The organism is Rummeliibacillus stabekisii, assembly GCF_007988965.1.
In the GTDB taxonomy this organism is placed as follows: Bacteria; Bacillota; Bacilli; order Bacillales_A; family Planococcaceae; genus Rummeliibacillus; species Rummeliibacillus stabekisii.
The window spans coordinates 95,878-119,225 of the sequence record NZ_BJVD01000001.1 but is presented as its reverse complement, the minus strand read 5'-3'; the positions used below and the strand labels follow the sequence as shown (position 1 = coordinate 119,225).

Below are 23,348 nucleotides of genomic sequence, written 5' to 3'. Positions count from 1 at the left end.
GCAAAAGCGTGTTAGGGGACAAACTAGAGCGTTTTTTTGATAATATGTATTCCTTAACATAAAAGGGCATAAGATCCAATCGTATATTCCAACTCTAATCATTTAACTTACAGTTCAGATAAAAGTGAAATCAAGTGTTACAAAATAATTAAAACAATTTTAAGTTTTATTTAAATTTTTTTGATTTATAAATGAATGGAATGCATATACATAGGAAATAGTGGGAATAGAAAAGATATAGGAGGTTGATCAGTGGTTTTGGTATATCTTGGAGCAATTTTTATTCTAGCACTTATTCCTTTTTTATTGCTTGACATTAAATTCAAGTTGGAAATGAATCAATATACAAAAGCTATCCAAAGATTAGAAATGCCAGATGAAGAGATTGCAAAGCGCCATGAAAAGCATCAAAAATGGCTGCAACATATCCAATCGTTCAAATGGTATAAATTTGGAGTAAAGATTAAAGAAAAAATTTGGAACACAGCCAACTCAATGATTCATTCTAAAAAAGAACATGTTAAAGCACGTCATAAAAATCCATAAACAAAAAGCCTGGCTGAAATGCTGGGTTTTTTGTTATAAAAAATCTCAAATATCTCACTATTATAAGTATACTTTATTATGAAATATAACTTCCTATAATTTATATTATGTAAACTAAAATTTAATAAATAAGATCCCCTAAGAATTTTTAATTGTAGATCTCTTTTATACTTCTAATTCATCACTTTTTTATTTACTATTCATTACTCCTTTTTCCTTTATAACCACTGAGAGCTTTCCCATATGCTTGGCTATAAGAAAAATCTAAATCTGTCTCCTTATGTTTTCTCGATTTTTCAAGTTTATACATCATGTTTTTGTTTCATATAAAAATAACTTCTTTAAGCAATATAGCCAAAGAAGTTATTTTATCAATTATATATTAATCCTAAGCCAATTCCTTGTTACTTAGCCTTTTGATATTCTCCTTTAGCAACTGCAATAACAAATTAAGCTGCACCTACTGATTTAAATATAGTTATCTCATCGTCATCATCTCTGCCATTTTTAAGTTCTGTTACAAATTCACCAAGTCCGCAATATACCTTATCGAATGACCAGATACCTTTTTTCAGCAGCATGGATAAATTCCCCAGCTTCATTTTTAACGCCATTAAAATCATCAAACTACTATTTTATTGGCCTTTAATATGGATGTTGCATCAATTTAACGTATATTCGGCAAATATGAACCAGATCCATTGAGATGAACACCTGGCTTTAATAATTCTCCATCTAAAACAGTTCTAGTTGATCATGTAGCACAACAAATGATATCTACTTACTGTACTGCCGAAGTTACTTTTTTACTTATTGGTACAACTACCTAGGTAAATCTGTTAAATTCCTTCTTGTCACATCTCAATAAAAATGTTTTTTAATAAACCCAATAAAGCCGTGCAATGTGCGCACGGCTTTTAAAAGTTTTTTCTATCTAAGTTTCTCTACTACAAAGCAAAAATTTACACAGTAATGGATTATTTTAAATTCACCCTTTCCTTTTTCAACAATATTAAAAGATTCTTTTGATTTATGAAGGCTACAGAAAATCATCAAAAGAACCTTTTACTAAATTAATACAGACATTAACCCATTTAATATGTGTTCAGTTGTTTAGACAGTGCCTAGATAGCTTCGCGTTATGTTTTGGAGAGCAATTTTTCCGTTTTCACTATATTTTTCGAATAACTCTGATAGGAGGAAAACAAATTTTTCGTACTCTTTATCATCTTTTTTCGGTGCATAGGATGCTGATAAATTTCTTCCCAAAAAACCTTCATAATCAAAAAGCATCTCACTTGAATATTTTTTAAACTCATACTTACCTTCTTTAAAAAATTTGCTAAATACTTCTGGCGTTTCCTCTATTCCACCGCTAAAGCCTTTGAAATTTGAACAGATCCTTTGGCAAATCTCTTCATTTTCTTTAATTACCGGGCTAGTTAAATCTCTGCTGTTCCAAACAAGAGCAACATTTGCCTTTTGTTTCAAAATCCGTTGACATTCAATTTTGAATGCTTCCTTATCAAACCAATGAAAGGCCTGAGCAACCGTTATTAAATCTACACTGTTCCCTTTCAGTGTGGTATTTTCTGCAGTTGCTTTTACTGAAATATAACGAGCATATTGGTTTAACGATTGCTCAGCCATCGTTCTCATGTCATCATTTGGCTCTACGCCAATCACATTTAAGCCTCTTTCAAGCAGCTGACGGCTAAATATGCCAGTACCTGAACCAATATCAGCCACTATCCGATCATCTTTCAAATGGTTAGTTGAAAATAAATAATCGATGTATTCTTTAGGGTAACTAGGGCGATATTTCGCATATACATCAGCCTTGCCTGAGAAATTTCCAGATGTCTCCAAAATACTACCTTCTTTCTTAAGACATTATGTACAAAATAATTTCGAACCAGTTAGGGTGAGCTGGTTAATCGTTAATCCTCTTATCTAAGTATCTCTTCATCTTTACCCTTCTTCACTTACGCAAGAAACCTTCCATCTGTTTCCGTGCTACTGCGGGTGGTATCAGTTGGATATGTTCACCTTTATCATTGCAGGTGAAAATCCCTTTAAAAACATCAGGCATGATATGGTACTGTTTCTCTAGCTGTTCATTAAATTTTTTGAAACAGTCATAAGGATACTTTTCCACCAGGTAGGGCATTAAAAAAGCTGATCGCAAAATTTCATATTCCTCATAATTATATGGCGTAGTTTCAGAACGCTTTTTTAAGATTTCTAACATCTTGTTTATTAAAACGGCCACTTCTTCTTCACTTGCGAAGGCAGAGTATCCTCTAATGGCAGTAAGCCGCATATCCAAATATCGTTCTTTTTTATATGCTTTTAGAAAAAAGTCCTTTCCTTGCTCTGGCAAGTCAAATACAATTTGCTTTAATAGAGCATTTCGCTTGGCAATATCCTTTGTATTAAAATATGTTTCCATCTTTGTTTCTTCCATTTATCCCGCCTCCATTTGAGTATTAAGAACATAATTCGAACAAAATTCCTGCCCTCTTATTATACCCATTTGAGGGGTTTATCTTTGCATAACAGCATCTATATGAAAATTATTAATATTCTCTAAAACCTTCATGCTAAAAAATCTACGACAGAACTTTTTCTCGCTCTGTCGTAGATTTTTTTATTTTATAATTTTTAAATTTTTGGTTAGTGTTAAATTTACCTACTTGTCTCTAGTGTTTCGATTGATATAACTTGCCTTTATGCATTAACATTCTGTTTTTCGGCAGTCTCGCTATTACTTCTGCACTGCAGCTTGCATCAACAAATACGAAACTAGCTTCTGTACCTACTTTCGGCCATTGTTGTTGTCCTTCTGTGCATAAGGGAGTTACACCTTGTGTAATCAAGCTTAAACTATTGCGTAAGGCACGTTCGCTGGATTTACCCGTATATTGGCAAAAATTATGTACCTTTTCTAAAATATCGCCTGAGAAATACGGACTCCAAGAATCATAAAAGCCATCACAGCCTAAAGCCACTTTAACACCTTCGGTTTTCAAAATATCTATAGGTATTAGCTGATGATTAATTGATATAGGAACAGTAGACATGATTTCCACTTCATACTCACTTAACTTTTCCGCAAATTTCTTTTGTGAAGGTGGCGTTAATTTACTTAACCCAAATGCATGACTGAAAGCTGTATGCCCATTATAATTTTGTTCCTTCACCATATCAAGCCATTTATCCATCGTATAAAAACCTACTTGTCCTCTATCGTGTAGATGCATATCCACATCTACATTGTAGTCCTTAGCAATATCCATGGTTACTTGTAATGACTTTTCAATATCTTGATCAATACCAGCTGGATCAAGCGCTCCTAAGATTGTGGCACCAGAATCTAGTGCTTGTCTTAATAAGTCAGGCATTTCATCATGAGCTAGCAAGCCATGTTGCGGAAATGCAACGATTTCATAGGTTAAATATTGCTCATAGGACTCCAGTGCTTTTTTAACGCCCTCTAGATTTTTTAGCTTTATAAAAGGGTCGATATTGACATGTGTTCGGATATGATTCACACCATTATTCAAATGTAATTCAATCATAGCAGAAGCTCTTTGCGTCACCGTCTCAGAAAGGACTTCTAATTCTGCCGCTTCCAACTCTAATCTTTCGGACAAACTATTCACAGGGCGACAAGCCTTCCACCCTACAAAAAGATAGGTTTTATCCAAATGATTATGCATTTCTTTAAATGCAGGAAGGGCCAATTTCCCTTGCATGTCGATTGAATTTGTTTTAGGTACATTCGATGAAGCAGGCAGGATTTCTTGAATCAATCCTGCTTCTGATACTTGAATGTGAAACAAACTTGTCTCGGTTTTAATACTGCCATCTTCATATGTTGTTTCCCCTGTTTCCAGTCGAACATCCCGTACCCATGTGCTCATCGAAATTTCCCCCTTAAATCTATCTCTTCTTCATGAATGACCTTCCCGTTTGAGATTACTGTGGAAATAGGACATTGTCTAGCAATCAGATGTGCGGAGCTAACTGCATCTACAAGTAGTGCATTCGCTGTATCTCCAATTTTTGGCCATTGTTGTTCTCCAGCAAGATTTAAAGGTGTGATTCCGCCTGTCGCATATTTTAAGGATTGTCCTATATGCCATTCATCTATATAACCAAAGCGCTCTATAAATTGATTTAATTTTTGTATAGTATCTCCACTTCCGAAAGGCGACCAATGATCCACCAGGCTATCATGGCCAAATGAAACTTTTACGCCCCTATCATACAAATACTTCACAGGGATTGTAATAGGACCTGGACCAATAGGAATGGTTGTCGTTAAACCAACTTTATTGGTAGCCATTCGACTTATTAACTGATCTAGTGACTTTTCAGATAAGTCTGCAAAAGCGAACGCATGACTAATCGTTACATCCTTTTTAAAAGAGCGTTGTTCCATTTCGTTTAGAATTTGTTGAATGTCAAATTCGCCTAATGTATTTTGCTCATGTAAATGCATGTCGATGCCTATCTCATATTTTTCAGCTAATTCAAAAGTTGTTTTTATCACTTCTCTACTATTGCGATCTACTAAAGAAGGATCTACCCCTCCTATATGGGTAGCACCCAATTGTAGAGCTTTCTCAAGGATTGATAAAAAAGAAGGACCATTACGTAATAGACCATGCTGTGGGAATGCCACAATTTCATACGTGATTTGATCTTGATAGCTTTCTAATACATGTTTGACTATTTCTATATGTTTCGTCTCGATCTGTGGATCAACATTCACATGTGTTCGAATATGTGTATGTCCCATTTTAATATAGTGTTGGATCATCGCGTGTGCCCTATCTGCTGCAACATGCAATTGCTTCGGTAATAATAACGCCTCTTCCTTTAAACGAGAAAAAATCCCTTCTGTAGGTGCAGTTGGTGCTTTCCATTCTCCACTGAAATATGTTTTATCAATATGTGTATGCATCTCTTTAAATGATGGAATGAGTAGCTGGTTTTTGGCATCAATTACTACTACATTACTTACTTCAATCGTTGGGGCAATTTCAATAAATGTCCCATTTTCAATTAACACATCAAATAAATCTGTTTTTGTCGCTGTTACAAATGTTTGGTCATACAGATATCCTGTTTCCAAACGCACATTTTTTAATAATATTTGCAAAAAACCACTCCCCTTTTAGTCCCATTCAATGCGCTAGATAGCTCTCGCTGCTTTGCTAAAAGAACATCCAACTCAATTCATTTAGGATTTTATGTATAGTTTTCTTGTTGACTAAAACCAAATAGAAGTATGTCTTTGAATACTTCTATTATGAGAACAAGTATTCAAAGACAACTTCCTATATTTTCTTATTCTAACGCCTCACAACTCAGAACCTTACACCCCTAATGCTCTTAGTATGCTTAAAGTGAACCTGCAGTCATTTCTCCATTGAAAATGGTAGCTACTCGTTTAGATCTGCGAGCAACAGCTTCTGCAGAACACGATGCTTCGACCAAAACAAGATTTGCCTCATCTCCAACCTTTGGCCATACTTGTTTTCCTTCTTGATTCAATGGTGTCTTACCGCCTGTAATATAATAAAGTGCTTGTGAAAGTGACCGTTCATCCACCCAATGAGCAATCTCAGCTAAACGTCCAACCCGTTCTAATATATCTCCATTGCCGAAAGGTGACCAAACATCAAAAATGTTATCACATCCTACTGCAACTGATACGCCACGCTCGCGTAATAAGCCCATCGGAGGGAATTTACGATCAATCGGTACGCTAGAGATAATAGTGATTCCGGCATCAGCTAGTAATTCGGCCATTTCTTCTGCTTGAGATATCGAGATATCTCCGAGACCAAACGCATGGCTAATCGCTACTTTTCCTTGCAAACCTGCTTCTTTTGTTAATTGAGCTAGTTTTTTCATTGTGAAAATACCCAAATGATCAGGATCATGCAAATGCAAGTCGATTCCAGCGTTACCTTCAACGGCCAATTCCACCATTGCTTTTAGTGAAGCCTCTATATCCCCATCCACTGTAGCCGGGTCAACACCGCCTACAAAACTTGCTCCACTTTTTAACGCTTCTCTAATTAAGTCTCTTGAATCTGTACGTAACAGTCCATGCTGAGGGAAGGCTACAATTTCATATGTTAATTTCCCCTCAAATTTTCGTAATACCTTTTGGACATTTTCTAAATTCTTTAAACCTACCTCAGGATAAATATCTACATGTGTACGCACATGAGTAATGCCATATTCCACATATTTTTCAAGCAACAATTCTGCTCGTTCTTGTGTAGTAGTCTCTAAAGAAGGTAGAACTTCTTTTTCAATCTCCAAACGTTCAAAAATATTCCGAACTGGTGTCACAGATCGCCAACGGTCGCCTAGTAAGGTTTTGTCCAAATGACAATGTTTTTCAATAAAAGAAGGTAGAGCTAGTAGTTGTTTCGCATCTTTTTGCGGTAGATTGTCTGTGATCTCTTCAGAAGCAGCAATTATTTTTGCAATTTTCTTATCTCTAATCAATAAGTGAAATTCTTCTGAATTTGTTCCTGTTACATTTCCTTCATTGATTTGATAACTTGTCTCTAGACGTGTATTAGTTAACCAATAAGTAGAATTCACACACATCAATCCTTTCACCGTTTATTTTGAGTTTAACTCGTTCCAACGTTGATACACTTTAATACTATCTTCATTTGGCTGTTGAACCATAGGTAATCGGCGTTCTTCTATAGGTTTACTAAATTCATCATAAAATGTTTCCAACTCAAAGTACTTACGATCATCCTTATAATATGGAGCATAATCCTCACGAGTTGTTATATAGATTACTTTTCTAGGGCTGCAATAATACATTGCACCTAAACACATAGGACATGGTGTAGTGAGGATGTAAATATCACAATCTGTTAAATGTTCAGTTTGTAGCTTCTTACATGCTTCTCTAATAGCGACTATTTCAGCATGTGCAGTCGGATCATTTGTTTGCGCCACTAAGTTGGGACTCTCAGCAATAATCTCACCGTCTCGAACTATTACTGTAGCGAATGGGCGTCCACCCGCTTCCACATTTTCACGCGCTAAATCGATTGTTCGTTGTACAAAATCCATTTCAATTCACCTCATCTTAATTTGTCTAACCTTTAACGGCAGTAATGCACTCTGTTTTAGGAGTTACATCGCCGATATAAATATGTTATCACGCGCTTAAGTATATGAAAAATATTAATAAAATTAGTTTTACTTATATTTTTCATATATCATTTAACTATAAGGAGGGAATTTCATTGATTGATATCAGACAATTGCGCTATTTTATTGCCATGGTAGAGGAAAGGAAAATTTCCGCTGCTGCTAAAAGGCTTCATATGTCTCAACCACCATTAAGCCAGCAATTGAAAGCAATGGAAGATGAACTGGGCTCAAAATTATTCGAGAGAAGCGGGAAATTTTTAGAATTGACTGAGGCAGGAAAAGCACTATATAAAAACGCTTTGCAAATAACTCAATTAATGGAGGAAACCAAAACCGAGGTAAAAGAGGTTGGTGAGGGTGTAAATGGAAGGCTTACAATGGGTGTTAACACATTTTCAGTTAGTGGATTGCCTCAAATACTGGAACAATTTCAAAACCAGTTCCCTAAGATTACGTATAAAATTCAACAGAATGAATCGTCCCACCTTTGTCAGTTAGTCAGAGACAGGGTGGTGGAATTAGCTATTATCAGGTTGCCCCTAAATCTGGACGATTTTTCTGTACTTCATTTATGTAATGAGCCATTTTATTTCATTACATCCGAAAAGCAAATTTTAACAGATCAAGAAGTATCACTTGTTGAAATAGAACAATATCCTCTTCTTTTTCCAAGTACAGAGGGATTAGGTGTACACTACTTAATTGTAGAAGCTTTTTCTCGCGCGAAGCTACAGCCACATATTGTTGGTGAATGTTCAGATATTAGTTTGTTGATGGATCTCATCGCATCTGATTTTGCAGCATCTATTGTTCCAGAAACCCTTCTCGAAAGATATCACGGATATCCGATTAATGCTTACCGAATATCTCATACACCAGAGTTAACAGGATCAGTTGGATTAATATGGCTCAAGGATCATAGCTTATCGCAGGCAGCAGAGAATTTTATTGAGATGTTACAAAAAATTTAATATATTGTCACCAGCCAAAAGAACATTTGTTCTTAGTTGATTATATTTGCCAAGGTGGCCATTGGATAAACAGTTCAAAATGATAATATTATTGTTATTTAAATAGTAAAAGAGCATTTTTTTAATAAAAATGCTCTTTTATAGTACATAGAACAAATGTTCTTGTTGTAGCTTCATCTATTAGTTTTCCATAAAAAAGAATCCCAACTTTTCTTGTTTTTTAAATCGAGTATTTCACAAAATTCATAGGCGAAATAATCAGTGGTATCAATTTCAAATTCTACAGTTTGAATCCCTTCTGCTTCTAAATCTATTAATTGTTTCTTCAGTAATCCAGGCAAAATATCAACGTGCCTTCGTTTTCCCATCCATCCAACTTCATAATGACATTCTTCCGTTTTATGTAAGAACATATAAGCTGATATTTGATTATCGTTCACAACAATATAACTTAAATCAAGATCTGGATTATCGTTTAAAAGTTTTTCTCGCCACAGCTCCCATGAAATATCCTTTGCCTCATTAGCCAAATGTGTTTGTTCGTAATTATGTTTCAATAAATGAAATAAATCTTCAGTTAATCGGGCGTCTATCAATACTTCTCGTAATGAAAAACCTGTATGCGGAATTGGAGTGGCTTGTAGTCTATTTATAATATACTTGATTGAATATCTTTCTATATAAGTTTTCCTAAAAACTGAAAAACCAGATTCCTTTGCGATTTCAATTTTATCTATCTCATCTTCCCAACAAGAAAGTATAACTTTATTATGCGGTGCTGAATATTTCAATAATCTTTCCATAAGCTGAGGTATAGGAATAGCAGAACAGAAATCTATATATTTTGCAGTGGGATGGTTTGAGTTAGTCCAACTAATACCAAAACCTTCAATACTTGAATCTTTTAACGCTACAAAGAGTTCTTCGTAATTATTAGAGTTAATTCGCCCATTCATCTTTTTTAGGCCTTCAATGATTCTTTGATTTAAATACTGAGATTCTATTTTGTCAACTTGAATTATTTTATACATGTTTAAACCTCTCTTTAGGAGTATTAATACTAGATCTAATTCAACATATTAGTAAATATCTCCTCTAAATTAACCTCTATTAGTAATTGAACTTCTTTGCCATTCCCTATTCTTACTCCAACCTTTATAATGAAGCTATCTACATAAGGAAAGGTTGATGAAATTGGGCAATGTTGAAAAGATGGTAGAGCATGCTTTAAAGTTGCGAAACGAGGGTCAATACGATCAGGCATTGAATATGTATACAGCAGCCATCAAAGAACAACCTTCAAACAGCGACTTATACCGAGGCATTGGAAAAGTTGCCTATTTAATGGAGCAGAATAAGTTAGCTGTTGCAGCGTATTTATCTGCATTACATATTGAAATAGCAAAGATTGAGCATTTTGGTCTTAATGAGGAAACGGAAAAAATGTACGATTCCCTCCCAGAATCATTGGTAAAAGATTTACCGGTAAAAGGAGCATTTATACTCTATTACGATACAAATACACTCCGCCACTTAGCACATGCCATAGCAGATTTCGATGAAGCAGCACTAAGTCAGGAACCTGAGCTATTGGCTTATAAAGAAATCTACACAGCTCATTTAAAAGGGCAAGATTTGCATGAAATTTTATCTATTTATAATCGGACAGAAAGTGATTATATTGAGCAAGAATCTACTTTTTATATTCAGATTGGTAAGGAATTAGCTCTTGCATGGATTAAGTGGGATCGACTTGGCAGTCTTGATGTGGGACATTTATATTTTTAGTTAGGAATGAATGTGGCTGTCTATAAAATGATAGCTTCATTTTTTCTATATTAGTTTACATAATATAATTATTTGAAACAAAATAAAAACCCCTCTAGATTTCTCTAAAGAGGTCTACTTTAAAGCTGCTCTACTTTCAGGTCAGTGAAGAATTTCAGCATATAATGCAGATATCTTCTAATAGTTGTAATACGTTCTTGCAAATTCATAGCGATCGTTTTGTAAAATGATGCCCCTTCATCTGTACTCCTCAGGTTACGTACTGTTCGCTTCTCATCCGGCCAAGAACCAACCAAGTATCCTTTTTCTTCTAGTTCCCAGGCAATTTGATAGAGATATCCATTGGAAGGACACCAGCCAAAGAGATCTTCTAGTTGCTGACCTACCTCCGCCATATAAAAACTCGAACGTGTTTGGCTTAACTTTAAGGCTAAATAACGTACAGCGTCTTTCACCGAAATCAGCTTTGAAAAATAGCTTCGAAATTCTTCGGGTAATGGATGAGCTGGCCTTGGAGGCTTTTCACCATTTCGGGTTAATTCGTAATAAAAGCGATCTAGGACTAAAACAATTTCATGGAAACGACCGTAATATAATTCGTTATAACGTGTTAAACGTTTTCGACCAAGCTCTGTAATACTATAAAGAATTTTTTTATGTTCTTGCCTTGATGACAATGCCCCTTCTGCTTCAAGCCTTTTAGCAATACGAGCTACATATTCATACCCTACTTTACGACCAGGGAACTCATTTTCAAAGTCTTGATGGATTTCAACTGAATATTTTGCTTTAGATTGTGTGGCATAGAGCCAATAAAGTGCCAATGTGTCCTTCACACTAAAGCCCACTGTCTGTTGAAAATTCTTTTCTTTCATAAAGGAACCTCCTTTTGGGCCTTTAACAATATTATACCAATATTTTTCTAAATAGTGGTAATATTTAAGGCTTGAGAGGTCTTACTTTTTTGTTGGAATTTTCGGCAATTGTGCCAGTCCATACCCATATGTGCTGTCTTTCCCTTTTGCTCCTAAATCCAATGCGCTTTTTTTCAATTTGTTGATAATAGTCGTTGGTGAGCTATTAGGATATCTTTCTATTAAAAGTGCCACGAGTCCAGTCACATGAGGGGCAGCAAATGAGGTGCCTGATGTGACAATTTTTTCTCCAACCACATTCAATGTTGCAACATCATCGCCTGGTGCCGCGAAGTCCACTGAAGCACCTCTATTTGAGAAGGCACTACTTTTTTTATCTTTACCAATGGATGCAACCCCTATCACATTTTCATAACGAGCCGGATAGGTAGGCGCATCATGCGGGCCATCATTACCGGCGGATGCTACTATGATAATTCCTTTTTTAGCAGCTTGGTTAATTGCCTTTTTTAGGCCTGGATGATCTGTATAGATACTAGATGAAATATTAATAATCTGCATATGATGCTTTATGGACCATTGAATAGCTTCGATCATATCGCCGATTTGTCCATTGGATGTTCCGTCTGCATATTTTAATGAATAGATTCGTATATTAGGAGCAACTCCTGCTACATTCAGATGACTAGAACTTTGTGTTTTTTTATCGAGCTGTGAACCAAGAATAGCTGCTACGCTTGTTCCATGTCCATCCCCATAATTTCCACGGTCATATGGGTCTGATTCATCTATATCTTTTGTTGCTGGGTTATCTTTCGCAAAGGATATGCGCTTAACCACATTTCCTAATCCCTCTACTTCATTTACTCCAGTATCAATAATGGCCACTTTAACACCTTTTCCGAGATATCCCTTTTTCCAATAGGTAGGTGCTTTGACATAATTCATATTCCATTTTGGTTTGTAATTCGGCGCTACTGATTTAATGGTTGAAGTGGAAGCAATGTGCATCTTATCTGTACTGGTTTTGACCCATTCTATATGGGGATTATTTTTTAATAGACGATATTGTTTTGCATTTATATTAGCTCTAACCATTTTCATGTCGCCTAACCGTTTCTCTACATGCTCTACATGTTGTTCCGCATACTGTTTACCTTGGTAATCTTTATAAGAAATAAGTACATCCTGTAGATGTGTTGACGTTTCTTTTGCTTGGGTAGTAGCTGTTTGTATTAAGAAACAGCAGCCAGTGGCACAAGCAGCTGATAACAATTTTTGTTTAAATTTCATATGTATCCTCTCCATTCGGATGCTGTAATTATACTAAAAAAATTAAAAGTATATTATACTATGCCCGTTTCAAGAGAATTTAGAACCTATTTCCACAAAAAAACCAAGCTTCTAAGAAGAAGCTTGGCAAAATATTAAATGATATGCTGTTTTTGATTCACTTTATGACGTGTGAATATACTAATGACGACATAGGTAATCAACGCAAACAAAATTGGCAATGTAACAGGATGCATGCCCAATATGTCTGGAATATTTTTCTTCAGTGTAATATCGTAAAGCGTAATGTAACTTATTAAACCGACAATCATAGAGGCTATCGCACCGTATTTATTTCCCGTCTTCCAATATAGTCCGAATACAACTGGCCATACAAAGACAGCTTCTAAACCACCGAATGAGAATAAGTTTAGCCATACCAGTAAACTTGGAGGCTTTAACGCAACAAATATAACAGCAACCCCGATGACAGCTGTTACTAGGAAACTGATTCTTTTAATTTCAGGATCAGTCGCCTTTGGTTTAATAAAATTCAGATATATATCTTTTACAATTGTTGAGCTCACAAGCATAAGCAATGCATTGACCGTCGACATGATCGCTGCCATTGGCGCAGCCAGCACGATACCTGCTAAATATGGCGGAAGAACTTTTAATGTTAAAAGAGGCATTACTTTATCACCTATTTCAATGCCAGGTAGGACTGGACGAGCTAAAACGCCTGTTAAGTGCATACCGAACATAACAGTACCAAGAGCAATAGTTCCAATGATGATTGCCGCATGCATGCTTTTTGTATCACGATATGACATAGCCCGAACAGCAATCTGTGGTAAACCGATAACACCAATCCCAATTAAAATCCAAAATGTTGAAACATATAGGGGGGTAAGACTGTTATCTGCACCGAATGGTGATACCAATTTCGGATTTTCAGCAACTAAATCATGCATGATATTAGAAACACCACCGCCTGCTATAATCGTTCCTACAAGTAAAATGATACTACCAACCAGCATGACAGACCCTTGGACAGCATCTGTCAATGCCACAGCACGGAAACCTCCGATAATGACGTATACGAGAACCACAGCGGCAAAAATAAAGAGTGCAGTTGTATAATGCAAGCCAGTCAACGATTCAATAAGCCGTGCACCACCCACCCATTGGGCCGCCATAGAAGAAAATAAAAAGATAATAATACTTAATGCAGATACCACTACAACAAAATTGCTTTGGTAGCGTTCACGCAAAAAGTCAATCAGCGTAATCGCTTTGTATTTCCTTGCGATAATAGCAAACTTTTTCCCTAAAATCATCAATACAAAGTAGCCTGCAGGCAGTTGAGCCATTGAAAGTAATACCCATCCAAGACCGGTATTATAAGCGACACCTGGACCACCTATAAAACTAGAAGCACTACCGTAAGTAGCCATCATGGTCATCGCCAGTAAGAAACCACCCATATCTCTCCCGCCTAAGAAATATTCCTGCAAGAAAGAATTCGAATTCATTACATGTTTATTTGCCCATATACCTATTAAAAAGATGATAACCAGAAAAATAAAGAGCGGGAAAATTACCTGCCAGTGCATCATGACTTATCACCGCCTTCATCGTCAAAAAGCATATCTCTGAAAAATACCTTGATGACAAAAATAATTAGTAAAATCATAAAGATTGTTCCTGCAATGCAACTATAGAAAAACCAAGCCGGAAAACCGAAAACATATGTATATTCTTTCGGGTCCGCTGATCCAAGCCCATAGGCAAAGCCAAACCATATTGCAAAATTGATGAGCACGAGCAAGACCCCAATTACTGCTTCTCGGTGAGCAATCTTAAAACGCGGATCATTCATAGAAACTCCCCTTTTATATCAATAGAATTCCTTACTATTTTACTTTTTTAAAGTGAAAAATGAAAGTTTAGAGGACAAATAATGTTATAATAGAGAGACAATAGTATAGGATTTCTCAAGGGTGGTCGGCTCACTCCCCGTTAGAAAGGGGGTGGTGCCGTATGACAGTTTTCGAAGCGCTTATGTTTGCTGTAGCTTTTTCTAGCTTAATTGTTGCAATGCTGTCATTTAACCAAAAAAAATAATCCACCCTTGAGTTAGCAGCTCGGTGGATTATTTCCTCTACTAGCTGACCCCTTTGATGGAGCCTGCTATTGTTATACCGTTAGTGTACCCGCACTAACGGTATTTTTAATATATGCATCTATGCCTATATTATAGCTGAAACAAAGCGAAAAGGAAAATAAATCGGATCTTTATAACATTTATCTTTAAACCCATTTAGTTTGAGAGGATAAAAATGCCTCCACAATGAGAAATCGGATAAAATTCAAAGAGATTTTTAAAGGAATGTTTTAATTCCTCATATACAAAATAATATTCATCAGGATCCCAATAAGCTAAGCTTTCTTGGCGACATTTCTCCAATTGCTCTCTCGTTTCAAAGGCAATATCACCAATTAAAACTTTACCACCTTTTTTTAAAAGAGGTAGCAAACTATTGATGAATGTTACCTTTTCTTCATCTGTCAAATGGTGCAGCGTATACGTACTAATAATATAATCGTACTGGTTTGTTAAGATTTCAGCGGGCAAGCCTTTCGATATATCCCATTCCATGAGGTTTGCTTTAGGCATCTTAACTTGGGCAATAGAAAGCATTTCGGTTGAAAAATCAATGCCATTTATTTGATGACCATTCACATACAATTTATTTGTCAGAGTGCCTGTTCCAAAACCGATATCTAGCACTTTTGAATTCTCTTTTTGCATCACTTCATTATAAATGCCATTTAGAATCTCTTTGTAGCCTGCAAACGGATACAAGTTATTTTCCTCACTTACTTGTACTGTTCCATCATAATGGTCTGCCCACAGATCAAAACCTTTTTTATTTAACATGAATGCTCCTCCAGTAATTTAAAAATTTGCGAGCATTCTAATTGAATGTTGAATTACTCGCAGTTCACCTTATCCATACAAATTTGTTTATAGAAGTTAGCACATTTCATATCAATCACACCTTTCTATTAATAGAGTTCAATTATAACATAATATTTTAAAAATTCAGCATTTTATTCACTAAAACTTAAATAGGTCTAAGATCAAGCAATTTAGCAGTACAGTAAATACTAGAAAGACATAGTATGTATACCATGAGAATTGCTATTCCATGACTCCAATACCACTGAAACTGTTATAATTCAACGCCTCATAACGGTCAATGGATATCGACCTGCTACATGATTTCCTCATGGGGTTATTTAAAAAATACTCAAATCATATGTCTTTGAAAGTTTTTCAATACATTTCATCCCTGCTACACTATTCCCTATCTCATCAATTCCAGGACTAAAAACACCAATCCCTATTTTCCCTTTAAGTTGCTCCACTTTTCCATCGGGTACTGAACATAAGACTCCGCCAGATACACCGCTTTTCATTGGAATTCCAATAGAAGCAGCATACTTGCCTGAAGCATTATACAGTCCACAAGTTGTCATTAATGCTTTAGTGACTTTAGCAGTTTGGCGAGTGATTATTTCTTCTTTTGTTATTGGATAAATACCGTTTCCTGCTAGCATTAATCCTATTTTTGCTAGATCTCTAGTTGTCACTTCCAATGAGCATAAGTAGATATAGGTCTCTAGCGCTTTTTCTACATCATCAAGTAAATAATTATTTGCCTTTAGATAGTAAGCAATTGCACGATTTCGGTGGCTTGTTTCAATTTCGGAACTATATATTTCTTCATTTACTTTATGAATACTGCCAGTAGTCCGGCCTAAAAAGTCTGCAACATGTGCAACACGTTCCTCAGGCTTTTTCCCGGGTAACATGGAAGCGATTGTAATAGCACCTGCATTAATCATCGGATTGAAAGGCTTTCCAGGAATAGAGCTCTCTAATCGCATTATCGAATTAAAAGGGTCACCAGTTGGCTCTACATCAACTTTATCCAGAACAAAATCTAAACCATGATACTCACAAGCAACCATAAAATTGATTACTTTTGAAATACTTTGCAATGTAAAAAGAGTATCTGTTCCTCCGCTTTCAAAATAATTTCCATATTCGTCTATTAAAGATATACCAAATTGATCTACAGATTGGTGCGCTAGGGCTGGAATATAAGATGCCGGTTTTCCTTCTTTAGTATGTAATTTGGCTTCGTTTATAAGTTGTTCTAACATCACTTCTACCTCTTTCTCTATCTATAGCTAGAAGGAGATGTTCTAAAAACGGACATCTCTTTCACGTTTCATTATTTACTTGGAATTAGTGAAACATACGCATTTCCTTTTAGACAGGCATTCTTCTTTTCTTATTTCTATATTTTCCAAATAATATAGTAGTTCTGCTATGATATCACCTGCAAAAAATCAATTGTAATTAGGAAAGAATTATCTTTAGGACACTTTTCATATATGTTTTTCCTAGTACCAAGTAGGAGATTGCGCATTACTAGTAACGCACTTTATAATTCTACCCTAACGGTATTAAACCAAGTATGCAACTATAACATTAGTCACTTGAAATACATATTGTATATAACATAGAGAATTAATATTCCCATAATTATCATTCCGCCAATGGCAGGAGTACCTATAAAAGATCGATTAAATACATCATTGCTTTCTTTGTTTTTTCAAAATGAACTTTGTTTTTTATATCTTCTTTTTTCATAATAACCTCCTTTTCTATGTAATTAATTAAATTTAGGAAGGAATATCCTATACAACTGCACATTTTCGTTATCCGCTTAAAACTAGATTGATAGTAAAATCGAATAAAATCTTCTATGTTTCGCTGGTCCTGCTTCTTGCATTTCCCTCTTAGCTATTAAATCACAGAGCAATAAGTATATTCTCATTTAGAAGATTCTGTTAAAATAGTTTATCATAGGTTATGCTAACATGAAAAGATGCACATTTATCTGATGGAAGGTAGCCTTCTAAAAGTATATGTTTCTTACCAAACTAAAAGGCAACATCATCACATAAGATTGCCTTAACATATAACAATACTCTAAATCAGTTTTACCGGTGAATGATAATTCTGCTCCTCCTGCAAGAATAGCTTTCTTGCCTCTTGCTTTGATCAAAATTTTCAGCCATTCTGAACCAAGATGTTTACACTGCCAAAAAACTCCTTTAAAAAGGAGGCTTGTCCAGATGGAAATATTAAATTTTTTGCTTCAACAAAACAAAAAGATTGAACCCCTATACAGAGGTTCAATCTTTTCTAATAACTTCGTCATGTTAATACATTAAATGGTAGATTAGCGTATATCCAAGGACAATTAAGACAATTCCTAAAACAACGAATCCGATTGTCCGTATTGCTTTTGGTTGTCTTTCCGGCGGATTAGGGCCTGTTTCAGATTCCGGTTGGCCAATTGTAACTCCTTCATCTACTAATGACTCATCTTCTTGTTGATTGTTCTGTTTTTCAGAAGCCATTTCTTTCACTCCACTTCTGGTTATGTTTGCTGTACAGTTTATCTATTCCCTTTTTTAAGTAAAATAAACGATTTAGACTGTGAAGTGATTTATTAGTTTACATAATAAAATTATTTTAAATCTAAAGGTTTTTTTTCAATCCTATGCTGAATCTCTAATCAATCCTTATCATAACTCTATAAGTAAGCATCTTTTTATAGAGAAAAAATTACCCTCTTTGCTGAAAACAAAAAGGATAATTTTTTGCATAACCTATTATTACTTATCAAAATATCGGTCGACTTGACAAGTTGGATGATTTCACCTATACATATTACACTAAAAATTTTGGCTTAAATAATTTAGGACCATGATAAAGTAGTGTAGTAACTATTAGTTTAAATAATCATTTTTTTAAAAACTAAGTTTAATACCCGTCTGAAGCTTTACTATCATCCGATATACAAAACTCATTATGGGAGGCTTTTGTATTGTTCCCTAGAGGCAAACACTTTACAAATCCTGTTCATCTTAAACAATTTTCATCTGAGCATTTGCCTCAATAGCAGTATAAAAACTGCTATGATGGCACGATGAAATTCTAACTCGTATATAGAAATCACTCATGTCTTTTTTGCTATCAATCCTAAGACATTATAAAATCAATAAGAAGCTAGGCATATAAAGCTAGGAAAAGTAAATTATTAGGAGTGGTTCCGTGTGAAATTATTAAGGATAATCTTCTTTTGCTTGATTCTCCTCGGAGTATATTTCATTATTCAAAAGGATCAAATTAATACTAAGGATCTGTCATCTGTTTCAAATACCTTCAGAGAAGGTTTTGATTTTATAACAGCAAAGGTACACGACTTAAAATTAACTTCAAAAAAGCAGGATACGATTGAGAACGTCAAAAAGCCTGACCTAAAAATACCTAAGCATCAAGCCCTCTCTGTACACAATATAGAAATTGGGAACACAAAAGAAAGCGTCGAAAAACAGATGGGAAAAGCGCAGCGTTCTACCTATAATGAATATGGCGCTAAATGGTACACGTATCATAAAAACTATCACAACTTTTTTATGGTTACCTATGATTCCAATCAACTTGTGGCTGGATTATACACAAATCAAAATTTGGTATCTTCAAAACAAGGGATACAAATCGGTAATTCTAAACACTCTGTCGAAAAGAAACTTGGCACTCCCTTAAAAGGTATTAAAAAAGGCTTTGTCCTTTATCAAATGCAAAATAACGGAGAGTATGACATATACGAAATGGACAGGAGCTACGTGACAGTATTTTTCGATAAGCATAATAATAATACGTTAACCGCAGTACAAATTATTAGTAAAAATTTAGAGGCGAACAAGAAAAACTTTTACCCTCGAAGCAGTAAACGCCTTACAAAAGGCTTTGAATATCAATTATTTGACCTTACAAATGCAGCACGCGTAAAAAATGACCTACCTCCACTCTCTTGGAATGTTCAGGTCAAAGCGACCGCTCAAAAACATAGTGATGATATGGCTTCTCATCAATATTTCAGTCATACAGATTTAAACGGGGGATCACCCTTTGATCGGATGAAGAATGATGGAATTGCTTTTATGACAGCCGGAGAAAATATAGCTGAAGGGCAAATCAGCAGTGTATATGCTCACGAAGGATTAATGAATTCACTTGGGCATCGTAAAAACATTTTAAATGATAAATTTGACGCGCTTGGTGTAGGAGTTGCATTTGATCAAGCATCTAGGCCCTTTTTTACCGAAAACTTTTTAGGGAATTGAGTGATAAAAATACATCCATTAAATCAATCTTTGAGATAATGGTGTAGCCGCAAAAAAGTTAAACAAAAACACCATTTAACCTTACTTGTTTAAAATTAATAAGAAGCTTCCATTTTGAAAAAAGATAATCAAAATGGATGCTTTTTTAGTATTTTTCATTTTGGTTTAATAAAAAACCTTTAAATGAAAATTAAAAAACAATATCTAAAATTATGCTCATATCATTTACTTATCAATAATTCAAATTCTTCTACCTCATCGTTGCATTCATCATGTTTTTAAAGTTGATTATACGTGGCAAACTGAATCTATGGAGCAATTTTGAAAGTAGGTTATTTAATGGAATTTATTATCTTTTTTTTAATTGGAATTATAGGTAATGTAGTCGGTACATTGGTCGGAGGAGGGGGACTTATTAGCTTACCTACTATGTTACTTATGGGGTTACCCGTACATTCAGCAATTGGTGCAAACAAGGTTTCCAATACTATCAGTTCACTCTCAAGCTTTCTTGTCATATTAAAGAAAAAAGAAGTTTCCACAAAAGAAGCATTAATAGTCCTACTATTTTGTCTTGGAGGAGGTATTTTAGGTGGACTCATTGCTTCCTTTTTAAGCGGAAGTGCCCTAACGCTTATTGCAATCATTCTATTAAGCTTTGCTTTTGTAACTTCCTTCATGAATACAGGTAATTTTGATGGAACTGAACAATTTCATGCAAGTAAAAAATCAGGGACTGCACTAATTGGGATAGGAATGTATGACGGAATGTTTGGGCCAGGAAGCAGTACACTTGCATTATATTTATATGCAAGCCAAAAAATCTCTTATATCCGAGCAATTGGCTTAGCAAGAGTTGGGGTTTTTGCAAGTTGTTTTGGATCAGCCATCACTTACATATCAACGGGTAAAATTTTATGGCCACTTACCATAGCATTAATGCTTGGATCCATTGTTGGTGCACAGTTAGGAGTAAGATTAGCTCGTAAATTAAAAACAGAACATGTAAAACCACTTCTTAGATTAGTAACAGTTCTTTTAGTCGTACAAATGATTGTAGATTATTTTGATTTTTAAAATACAATTCTAATCACACGAATAAGACGTCCATCACACTTTTGGATTGACGCCTCCTCGTTGTTTTAAAATAAAATATATTGGACTTCTTATAAAAGAATTAATATTCTAATTCACTTGTACTTAAACTATACTGCCCCATTAGTTTAAGTACATTTTTGATTTAGTATTACCTTTAATACCCTTTTGCATCGGTAGCCATACCTCAACACTTTATATAAAGTACCTGTTTATTTGTTTACATAATATTATTATTTATAAAATATTTAGAGGATTGTTTTCAATTACTCGTTGGATCTCTTCATTCTCCACATGTGTATAAATTTGAGTTGTTGATACGTTAGAATGGCCTAGAATTTGTTGCAGGCTTCTAATATCTGCTCCACTTTTATACATCATCGTAGCAGATGTATGGCGTAATTTATGTGGCGACAGCTTCTTTTTTTCTAACCCTGATGATAAATTGATTTCTTTCACTATCTTTGCAATTCGCTGCCTTGTTAAACGTGTTCCTTTTTGAGAAAGAAATAAAGCCTCATTTTTATCAGCATTCTTCATTTTATTCCTTTCCTGCTCTAAATAAGTTTTCAGGGCTTTAAGGCATGCATCATTGAGATAAACAGACCTTTCTTTATCTCCTTTCCCTCTCACAGTAAGTGTACGCTCATGGATAGAGTCCATATTTAGATTACATAATTCAGATACACGAATACCCAAATTCAAAAAGAATGTCATCATGCAATAATCTCTATCATAATGTGCGCTGTACTGGATGCCGCCCATAAATGTCTTCGCTTCATCTAAACTGAGATAAATCGGCTGCTTTTTTCCTATTTTAGGTGTTTCCAAATCATCTGCGGGGTTTTCTTCTATAATATGGCGCTTGGATTTCAAGTATTTAAAGAATGAGCGCAATGTCGCTACCTTCCTTGCACGGGTGTGTGCGCTATTTTTTCGTCTCTCCTCACAGTATTCTAAAAAAAGATACATATCTTCGAGTGTTATTTCCTTTAAGAACGAGGCATCAAATGAATGTATATCAATTGTATCAATTTGCTCTAATTTATCTTGTTGTACGCTAAGAGTAAACCTCAGAAATAAGGTCAAATCGTATTCATACTCATCTCGAGTGCGTTTTGACTTTCCTTTAATAGCTGTTAAATAAATTAAAAAATCTCTAAGTATTTTTGGTTTTTTTGGATCCATCTCACGTCACCTCAATTTCTTCTATTCTATCATAAATAACTTTCCCAAATATACATTTGGGAACCTTTTTAATAAAAGAAGATAATAAAAAGTCGAATCCTCTACTTAGAAGACTCGACTTTGTCGAAATGTAATGGTTAAACTATTCTACTAATAAAAAATAATTCTCTTAGGAAGCGGAATTAAAACAAGTGAGAATAATTTAACGTTAAAGTAGAAATTATAAGTATAAACTAGAATAAATAGACTATTTAATTGGAATCATAATCTTAGTCACATAATTCTCTGCACCATTGACAGCAACCTCATCTAAAATATATTCTTCATACGCAAAATTTTTAATTGCTAATTGATGCTCTTTTACAAATTCAAATATTCGGTGATAGGATGGAGCAATTTCCTTATCGTTTCCTTTATGATAGGCGATAATATACTGTCCTGCTGGTCGAACAATTGTGGAGACCTTTTCAATACTCGAAGGCATTTCGGTATAAAGATAACTATAATTTCCAAAGTTCTCAGCCAATATTTCTTCCTCTGCTAAAATGGCTCCGATTGGATGCCCCGTATATAATTCATGCTTATTGCACAAATCAATAAAATCAGTCACAGCATTCAAGTATTGACGATTCGTTGCATGACGTAGATGCTGGCTTATGAGCAATGTTCTCTCAGGAAGATTTTCAACGGTAATACTTTCCCAATCCACTTCTAATGCTTCTTTGATAATTTTGATAGTCGTTTCGGCTATTGTTCTAATATGCTGAAGCTTACTAATTTTATTGTCAATTTCGTCCAATTGGCTAGTAAGTAATTGAATAGCTTCAATTGGCGTTTTGTTATTTAAAAAATTACGAATTTCTTTAAGAGGCATGCCTAAATCTTTCAGCAGTTCAATTACTATATAAACTTCGTACTGTGAATAGGTATAATAACGGTATCCATTGTCCTCTTTAATATAGGGTGAAAGTAAACCGATTTCATCGTAATAAAATAAGGTCTGTTTTGATATATGGCAAAGTTTAGCAAACTCTCCAGTAGTAAAATATTTGTGTGATTGTTCTGACATAACATTCCACCTCTCCATTAAGTGCATACGTATTGACTATATAGTAACTATATACTTTAA

General features: G+C 34.9%; 22 protein-coding genes. 5 read left to right on the top strand and 17 right to left on the bottom strand.

Features of this window, described 5'->3' with window-relative positions:
- The first annotated feature begins 252 nt into the window (after positions 1 to 252).
- Positions 253 to 546 carry a hypothetical protein gene (locus tag RST01_RS00635; RefSeq protein WP_147193428.1) on the top strand — a complete coding sequence of 98 codons (294 nt, stop codon included), beginning with the start codon at positions 253 to 255 and terminating at the stop codon, positions 544 to 546.
- Positions 547 to 995: 449 nt separating this feature from the next.
- On the opposite strand, the gene RST01_RS00630 is transcribed toward RST01_RS00635, so the two are convergent.
- The 7 genes from RST01_RS00630 to RST01_RS00600 form a co-directional block, all read right to left on the bottom strand.
- A complete protein-coding gene (locus RST01_RS00630) occupies positions 996 to 1,148 on the bottom strand; it encodes a hypothetical protein (RefSeq protein ID WP_184117481.1) in 153 nt (50 codons plus the stop codon).
- A gap of 511 nt (positions 1,149 to 1,659) precedes the next feature.
- On the bottom strand, positions 1,660 to 2,415 hold the full coding sequence (locus RST01_RS00625) for a class I SAM-dependent methyltransferase (RefSeq protein WP_147193426.1): 756 nt from the start codon (positions 2,413 to 2,415) through the stop codon (positions 1,660 to 1,662).
- A gap of 112 nt (positions 2,416 to 2,527) precedes the next feature.
- Positions 2,528 to 3,013 carry a hypothetical protein gene (locus tag RST01_RS00620; RefSeq protein WP_147193425.1) on the bottom strand — a complete coding sequence of 162 codons (486 nt, stop codon included), beginning with the start codon at positions 3,011 to 3,013 and terminating at the stop codon, positions 2,528 to 2,530.
- Positions 3,014 to 3,248: 235 nt separating this feature from the next.
- The gene (locus RST01_RS00615) at positions 3,249 to 4,472 is read right to left on the bottom strand and encodes an amidohydrolase (protein ID WP_147193424.1); all 1,224 of its coding nucleotides are present in this window, start codon (positions 4,470 to 4,472) and stop codon (positions 3,249 to 3,251) included.
- Positions 4,469 to 5,716, bottom strand: coding sequence for an amidohydrolase (locus RST01_RS00610; protein ID WP_147193423.1), 1,248 nt, complete (start codon positions 5,714 to 5,716; stop codon positions 4,469 to 4,471). The genes RST01_RS00615 and RST01_RS00610 overlap by 4 nt, the downstream gene beginning before the upstream one ends.
- A gap of 242 nt (positions 5,717 to 5,958) precedes the next feature.
- Positions 5,959 to 7,185, bottom strand: coding sequence for an amidohydrolase (locus RST01_RS00605; protein ID WP_184117542.1), 1,227 nt, complete (start codon positions 7,183 to 7,185; stop codon positions 5,959 to 5,961).
- A 15-nt stretch (positions 7,186 to 7,200) separates the two neighbouring features.
- Positions 7,201 to 7,668, bottom strand: a complete 468-nt coding sequence (locus RST01_RS00600; RefSeq protein WP_147193421.1) for a nucleoside deaminase — start codon at positions 7,666 to 7,668, stop codon at positions 7,201 to 7,203.
- A gap of 179 nt (positions 7,669 to 7,847) precedes the next feature.
- Here RST01_RS00600 and RST01_RS00595 point away from each other — a divergent pair, with 179 nt between their 5' ends.
- Entirely contained in the window at positions 7,848 to 8,723 is an 876-nt protein-coding gene (locus RST01_RS00595) for a LysR family transcriptional regulator (protein WP_147195035.1), read from the top strand.
- A gap of 173 nt (positions 8,724 to 8,896) precedes the next feature.
- Here the strand turns inward: RST01_RS00595 and RST01_RS00590 are convergent, their stop codons facing one another.
- Positions 8,897 to 9,754, bottom strand: a complete 858-nt coding sequence (locus RST01_RS00590; RefSeq protein WP_147193420.1) for a hypothetical protein — start codon at positions 9,752 to 9,754, stop codon at positions 8,897 to 8,899.
- 157 nt (positions 9,755 to 9,911) lie between these two features.
- Between RST01_RS00590 and RST01_RS00585 the strand changes: the two genes are divergently transcribed.
- Positions 9,912 to 10,511, top strand: coding sequence for a tetratricopeptide repeat protein (locus tag RST01_RS00585; RefSeq protein ID WP_147193419.1), 600 nt, complete (start codon positions 9,912 to 9,914; stop codon positions 10,509 to 10,511).
- A 119-nt stretch (positions 10,512 to 10,630) separates the two neighbouring features.
- On the opposite strand, the gene RST01_RS00580 is transcribed toward RST01_RS00585, so the two are convergent.
- From RST01_RS00580 to RST01_RS00550, 7 genes are all read right to left on the bottom strand, one after another.
- The gene (locus RST01_RS00580; RefSeq protein WP_147193418.1) at positions 10,631 to 11,386 is read right to left on the bottom strand and encodes a helix-turn-helix transcriptional regulator; all 756 of its coding nucleotides are present in this window, start codon (positions 11,384 to 11,386) and stop codon (positions 10,631 to 10,633) included.
- A gap of 81 nt (positions 11,387 to 11,467) precedes the next feature.
- On the bottom strand, positions 11,468 to 12,679 hold the full coding sequence (locus tag RST01_RS00575; protein ID WP_184117480.1) for a S8 family peptidase: 1,212 nt from the start codon (positions 12,677 to 12,679) through the stop codon (positions 11,468 to 11,470).
- A 134-nt stretch (positions 12,680 to 12,813) separates the two neighbouring features.
- On the bottom strand, positions 12,814 to 14,274 hold the full coding sequence (panF, locus tag RST01_RS00570; protein WP_147195034.1) for a sodium/pantothenate symporter: 1,461 nt from the start codon (positions 14,272 to 14,274) through the stop codon (positions 12,814 to 12,816).
- Positions 14,274 to 14,540: a YhdT family protein gene (locus RST01_RS00565; protein ID WP_147193416.1), complete on the bottom strand. Its 267-nt coding sequence runs from the start codon at positions 14,538 to 14,540 to the stop codon at positions 14,274 to 14,276. The genes panF and RST01_RS00565 overlap by 1 nt, the downstream gene beginning before the upstream one ends.
- A 441-nt stretch (positions 14,541 to 14,981) precedes the next feature.
- Complete coding sequence (locus RST01_RS00560; RefSeq protein ID WP_147193415.1) at positions 14,982 to 15,602, bottom strand: class I SAM-dependent methyltransferase; 621 nt, start codon at positions 15,600 to 15,602, stop codon at positions 14,982 to 14,984.
- Between the two features lie 362 nt (positions 15,603 to 15,964).
- Positions 15,965 to 16,894 (bottom strand): glutaminase A, encoded by a 930-nt coding sequence (gene glsA, locus RST01_RS00555; protein ID WP_147193414.1) that lies wholly within the window; start codon positions 16,892 to 16,894, stop codon positions 15,965 to 15,967.
- Positions 16,895 to 17,962: 1,068 nt separating this feature from the next.
- Positions 17,963 to 18,163 carry a hypothetical protein gene (locus RST01_RS00550; RefSeq protein ID WP_066787299.1) on the bottom strand — a complete coding sequence of 67 codons (201 nt, stop codon included), beginning with the start codon at positions 18,161 to 18,163 and terminating at the stop codon, positions 17,963 to 17,965.
- Positions 18,164 to 18,862: 699 nt separating this feature from the next.
- Here RST01_RS00550 and RST01_RS00545 point away from each other — a divergent pair.
- Together RST01_RS00545 and RST01_RS00540 are read left to right on the top strand one after the other, a co-directional pair.
- The gene (locus tag RST01_RS00545; protein WP_147193413.1) at positions 18,863 to 19,936 is read left to right on the top strand and encodes a CAP domain-containing protein; all 1,074 of its coding nucleotides are present in this window, start codon (positions 18,863 to 18,865) and stop codon (positions 19,934 to 19,936) included.
- 339 nt (positions 19,937 to 20,275) lie between these two features.
- On the top strand, positions 20,276 to 21,013 hold the full coding sequence (locus RST01_RS00540) for a sulfite exporter TauE/SafE family protein (RefSeq protein ID WP_147193412.1): 738 nt from the start codon (positions 20,276 to 20,278) through the stop codon (positions 21,011 to 21,013).
- A 255-nt stretch (positions 21,014 to 21,268) separates the two neighbouring features.
- Here the strand turns inward: RST01_RS00540 and RST01_RS00535 are convergent, their stop codons facing one another.
- Together RST01_RS00535 and RST01_RS00530 are read right to left on the bottom strand one after the other, a co-directional pair.
- Entirely contained in the window at positions 21,269 to 22,219 is a 951-nt protein-coding gene (locus RST01_RS00535) for a tyrosine recombinase XerC (protein WP_147193411.1), read from the bottom strand.
- A gap of 247 nt (positions 22,220 to 22,466) precedes the next feature.
- A complete protein-coding gene (locus RST01_RS00530) occupies positions 22,467 to 23,288 on the bottom strand; it encodes a MerR family transcriptional regulator (RefSeq protein WP_066787311.1) in 822 nt (273 codons plus the stop codon).
- Between the last annotated feature and the right edge of the window lie 60 nt (positions 23,289 to 23,348).

Coding starts and splice junctions, on each gene's coding strand:
- RST01_RS00630 (WP_184117481.1), bottom strand. CDS start 1,148: ATGAAGCTGGGGAATTTATCCATGCTGCTGAAAAAAGGTATCTGGTCA.
- RST01_RS00620 (WP_147193425.1), bottom strand. CDS start 3,013: ATGGAAGAAACAAAGATGGAAACATATTTTAATACAAAGGATATTGCC.
- RST01_RS00615 (WP_147193424.1), bottom strand. CDS start 4,472: ATGAGCACATGGGTACGGGATGTTCGACTGGAAACAGGGGAAACAACA.
- RST01_RS00605 (WP_184117542.1), bottom strand. CDS start 7,185: ATGTGTGTGAATTCTACTTATTGGTTAACTAATACACGTCTAGAGACA.
- RST01_RS00600 (WP_147193421.1), bottom strand. CDS start 7,668: ATGGATTTTGTACAACGAACAATCGATTTAGCGCGTGAAAATGTGGAA.
- RST01_RS00590 (WP_147193420.1), bottom strand. CDS start 9,754: ATGTATAAAATAATTCAAGTTGACAAAATAGAATCTCAGTATTTAAAT.
- RST01_RS00585 (WP_147193419.1), top strand. CDS start 9,912: ATGAAATTGGGCAATGTTGAAAAGATGGTAGAGCATGCTTTAAAGTTG.
- RST01_RS00580 (WP_147193418.1), bottom strand. CDS start 11,386: ATGAAAGAAAAGAATTTTCAACAGACAGTGGGCTTTAGTGTGAAGGAC.
- RST01_RS00575 (WP_184117480.1), bottom strand. CDS start 12,679: ATGAAATTTAAACAAAAATTGTTATCAGCTGCTTGTGCCACTGGCTGC.
- panF (WP_147195034.1), bottom strand. CDS start 14,274: ATGCACTGGCAGGTAATTTTCCCGCTCTTTATTTTTCTGGTTATCATC.
- RST01_RS00565 (WP_147193416.1), bottom strand. CDS start 14,540: ATGAATGATCCGCGTTTTAAGATTGCTCACCGAGAAGCAGTAATTGGG.
- RST01_RS00560 (WP_147193415.1), bottom strand. CDS start 15,602: ATGTTAAATAAAAAAGGTTTTGATCTGTGGGCAGACCATTATGATGGA.
- glsA (WP_147193414.1), bottom strand. CDS start 16,894: ATGTTAGAACAACTTATAAACGAAGCCAAATTACATACTAAAGAAGGA.
- RST01_RS00550 (WP_066787299.1), bottom strand. CDS start 18,163: ATGGCTTCTGAAAAACAGAACAATCAACAAGAAGATGAGTCATTAGTA.
- RST01_RS00540 (WP_147193412.1), top strand. CDS start 20,276: ATGGAATTTATTATCTTTTTTTTAATTGGAATTATAGGTAATGTAGTC.
- RST01_RS00535 (WP_147193411.1), bottom strand. CDS start 22,219: ATGGATCCAAAAAAACCAAAAATACTTAGAGATTTTTTAATTTATTTA.
- RST01_RS00530 (WP_066787311.1), bottom strand. CDS start 23,288: ATGTCAGAACAATCACACAAATATTTTACTACTGGAGAGTTTGCTAAA.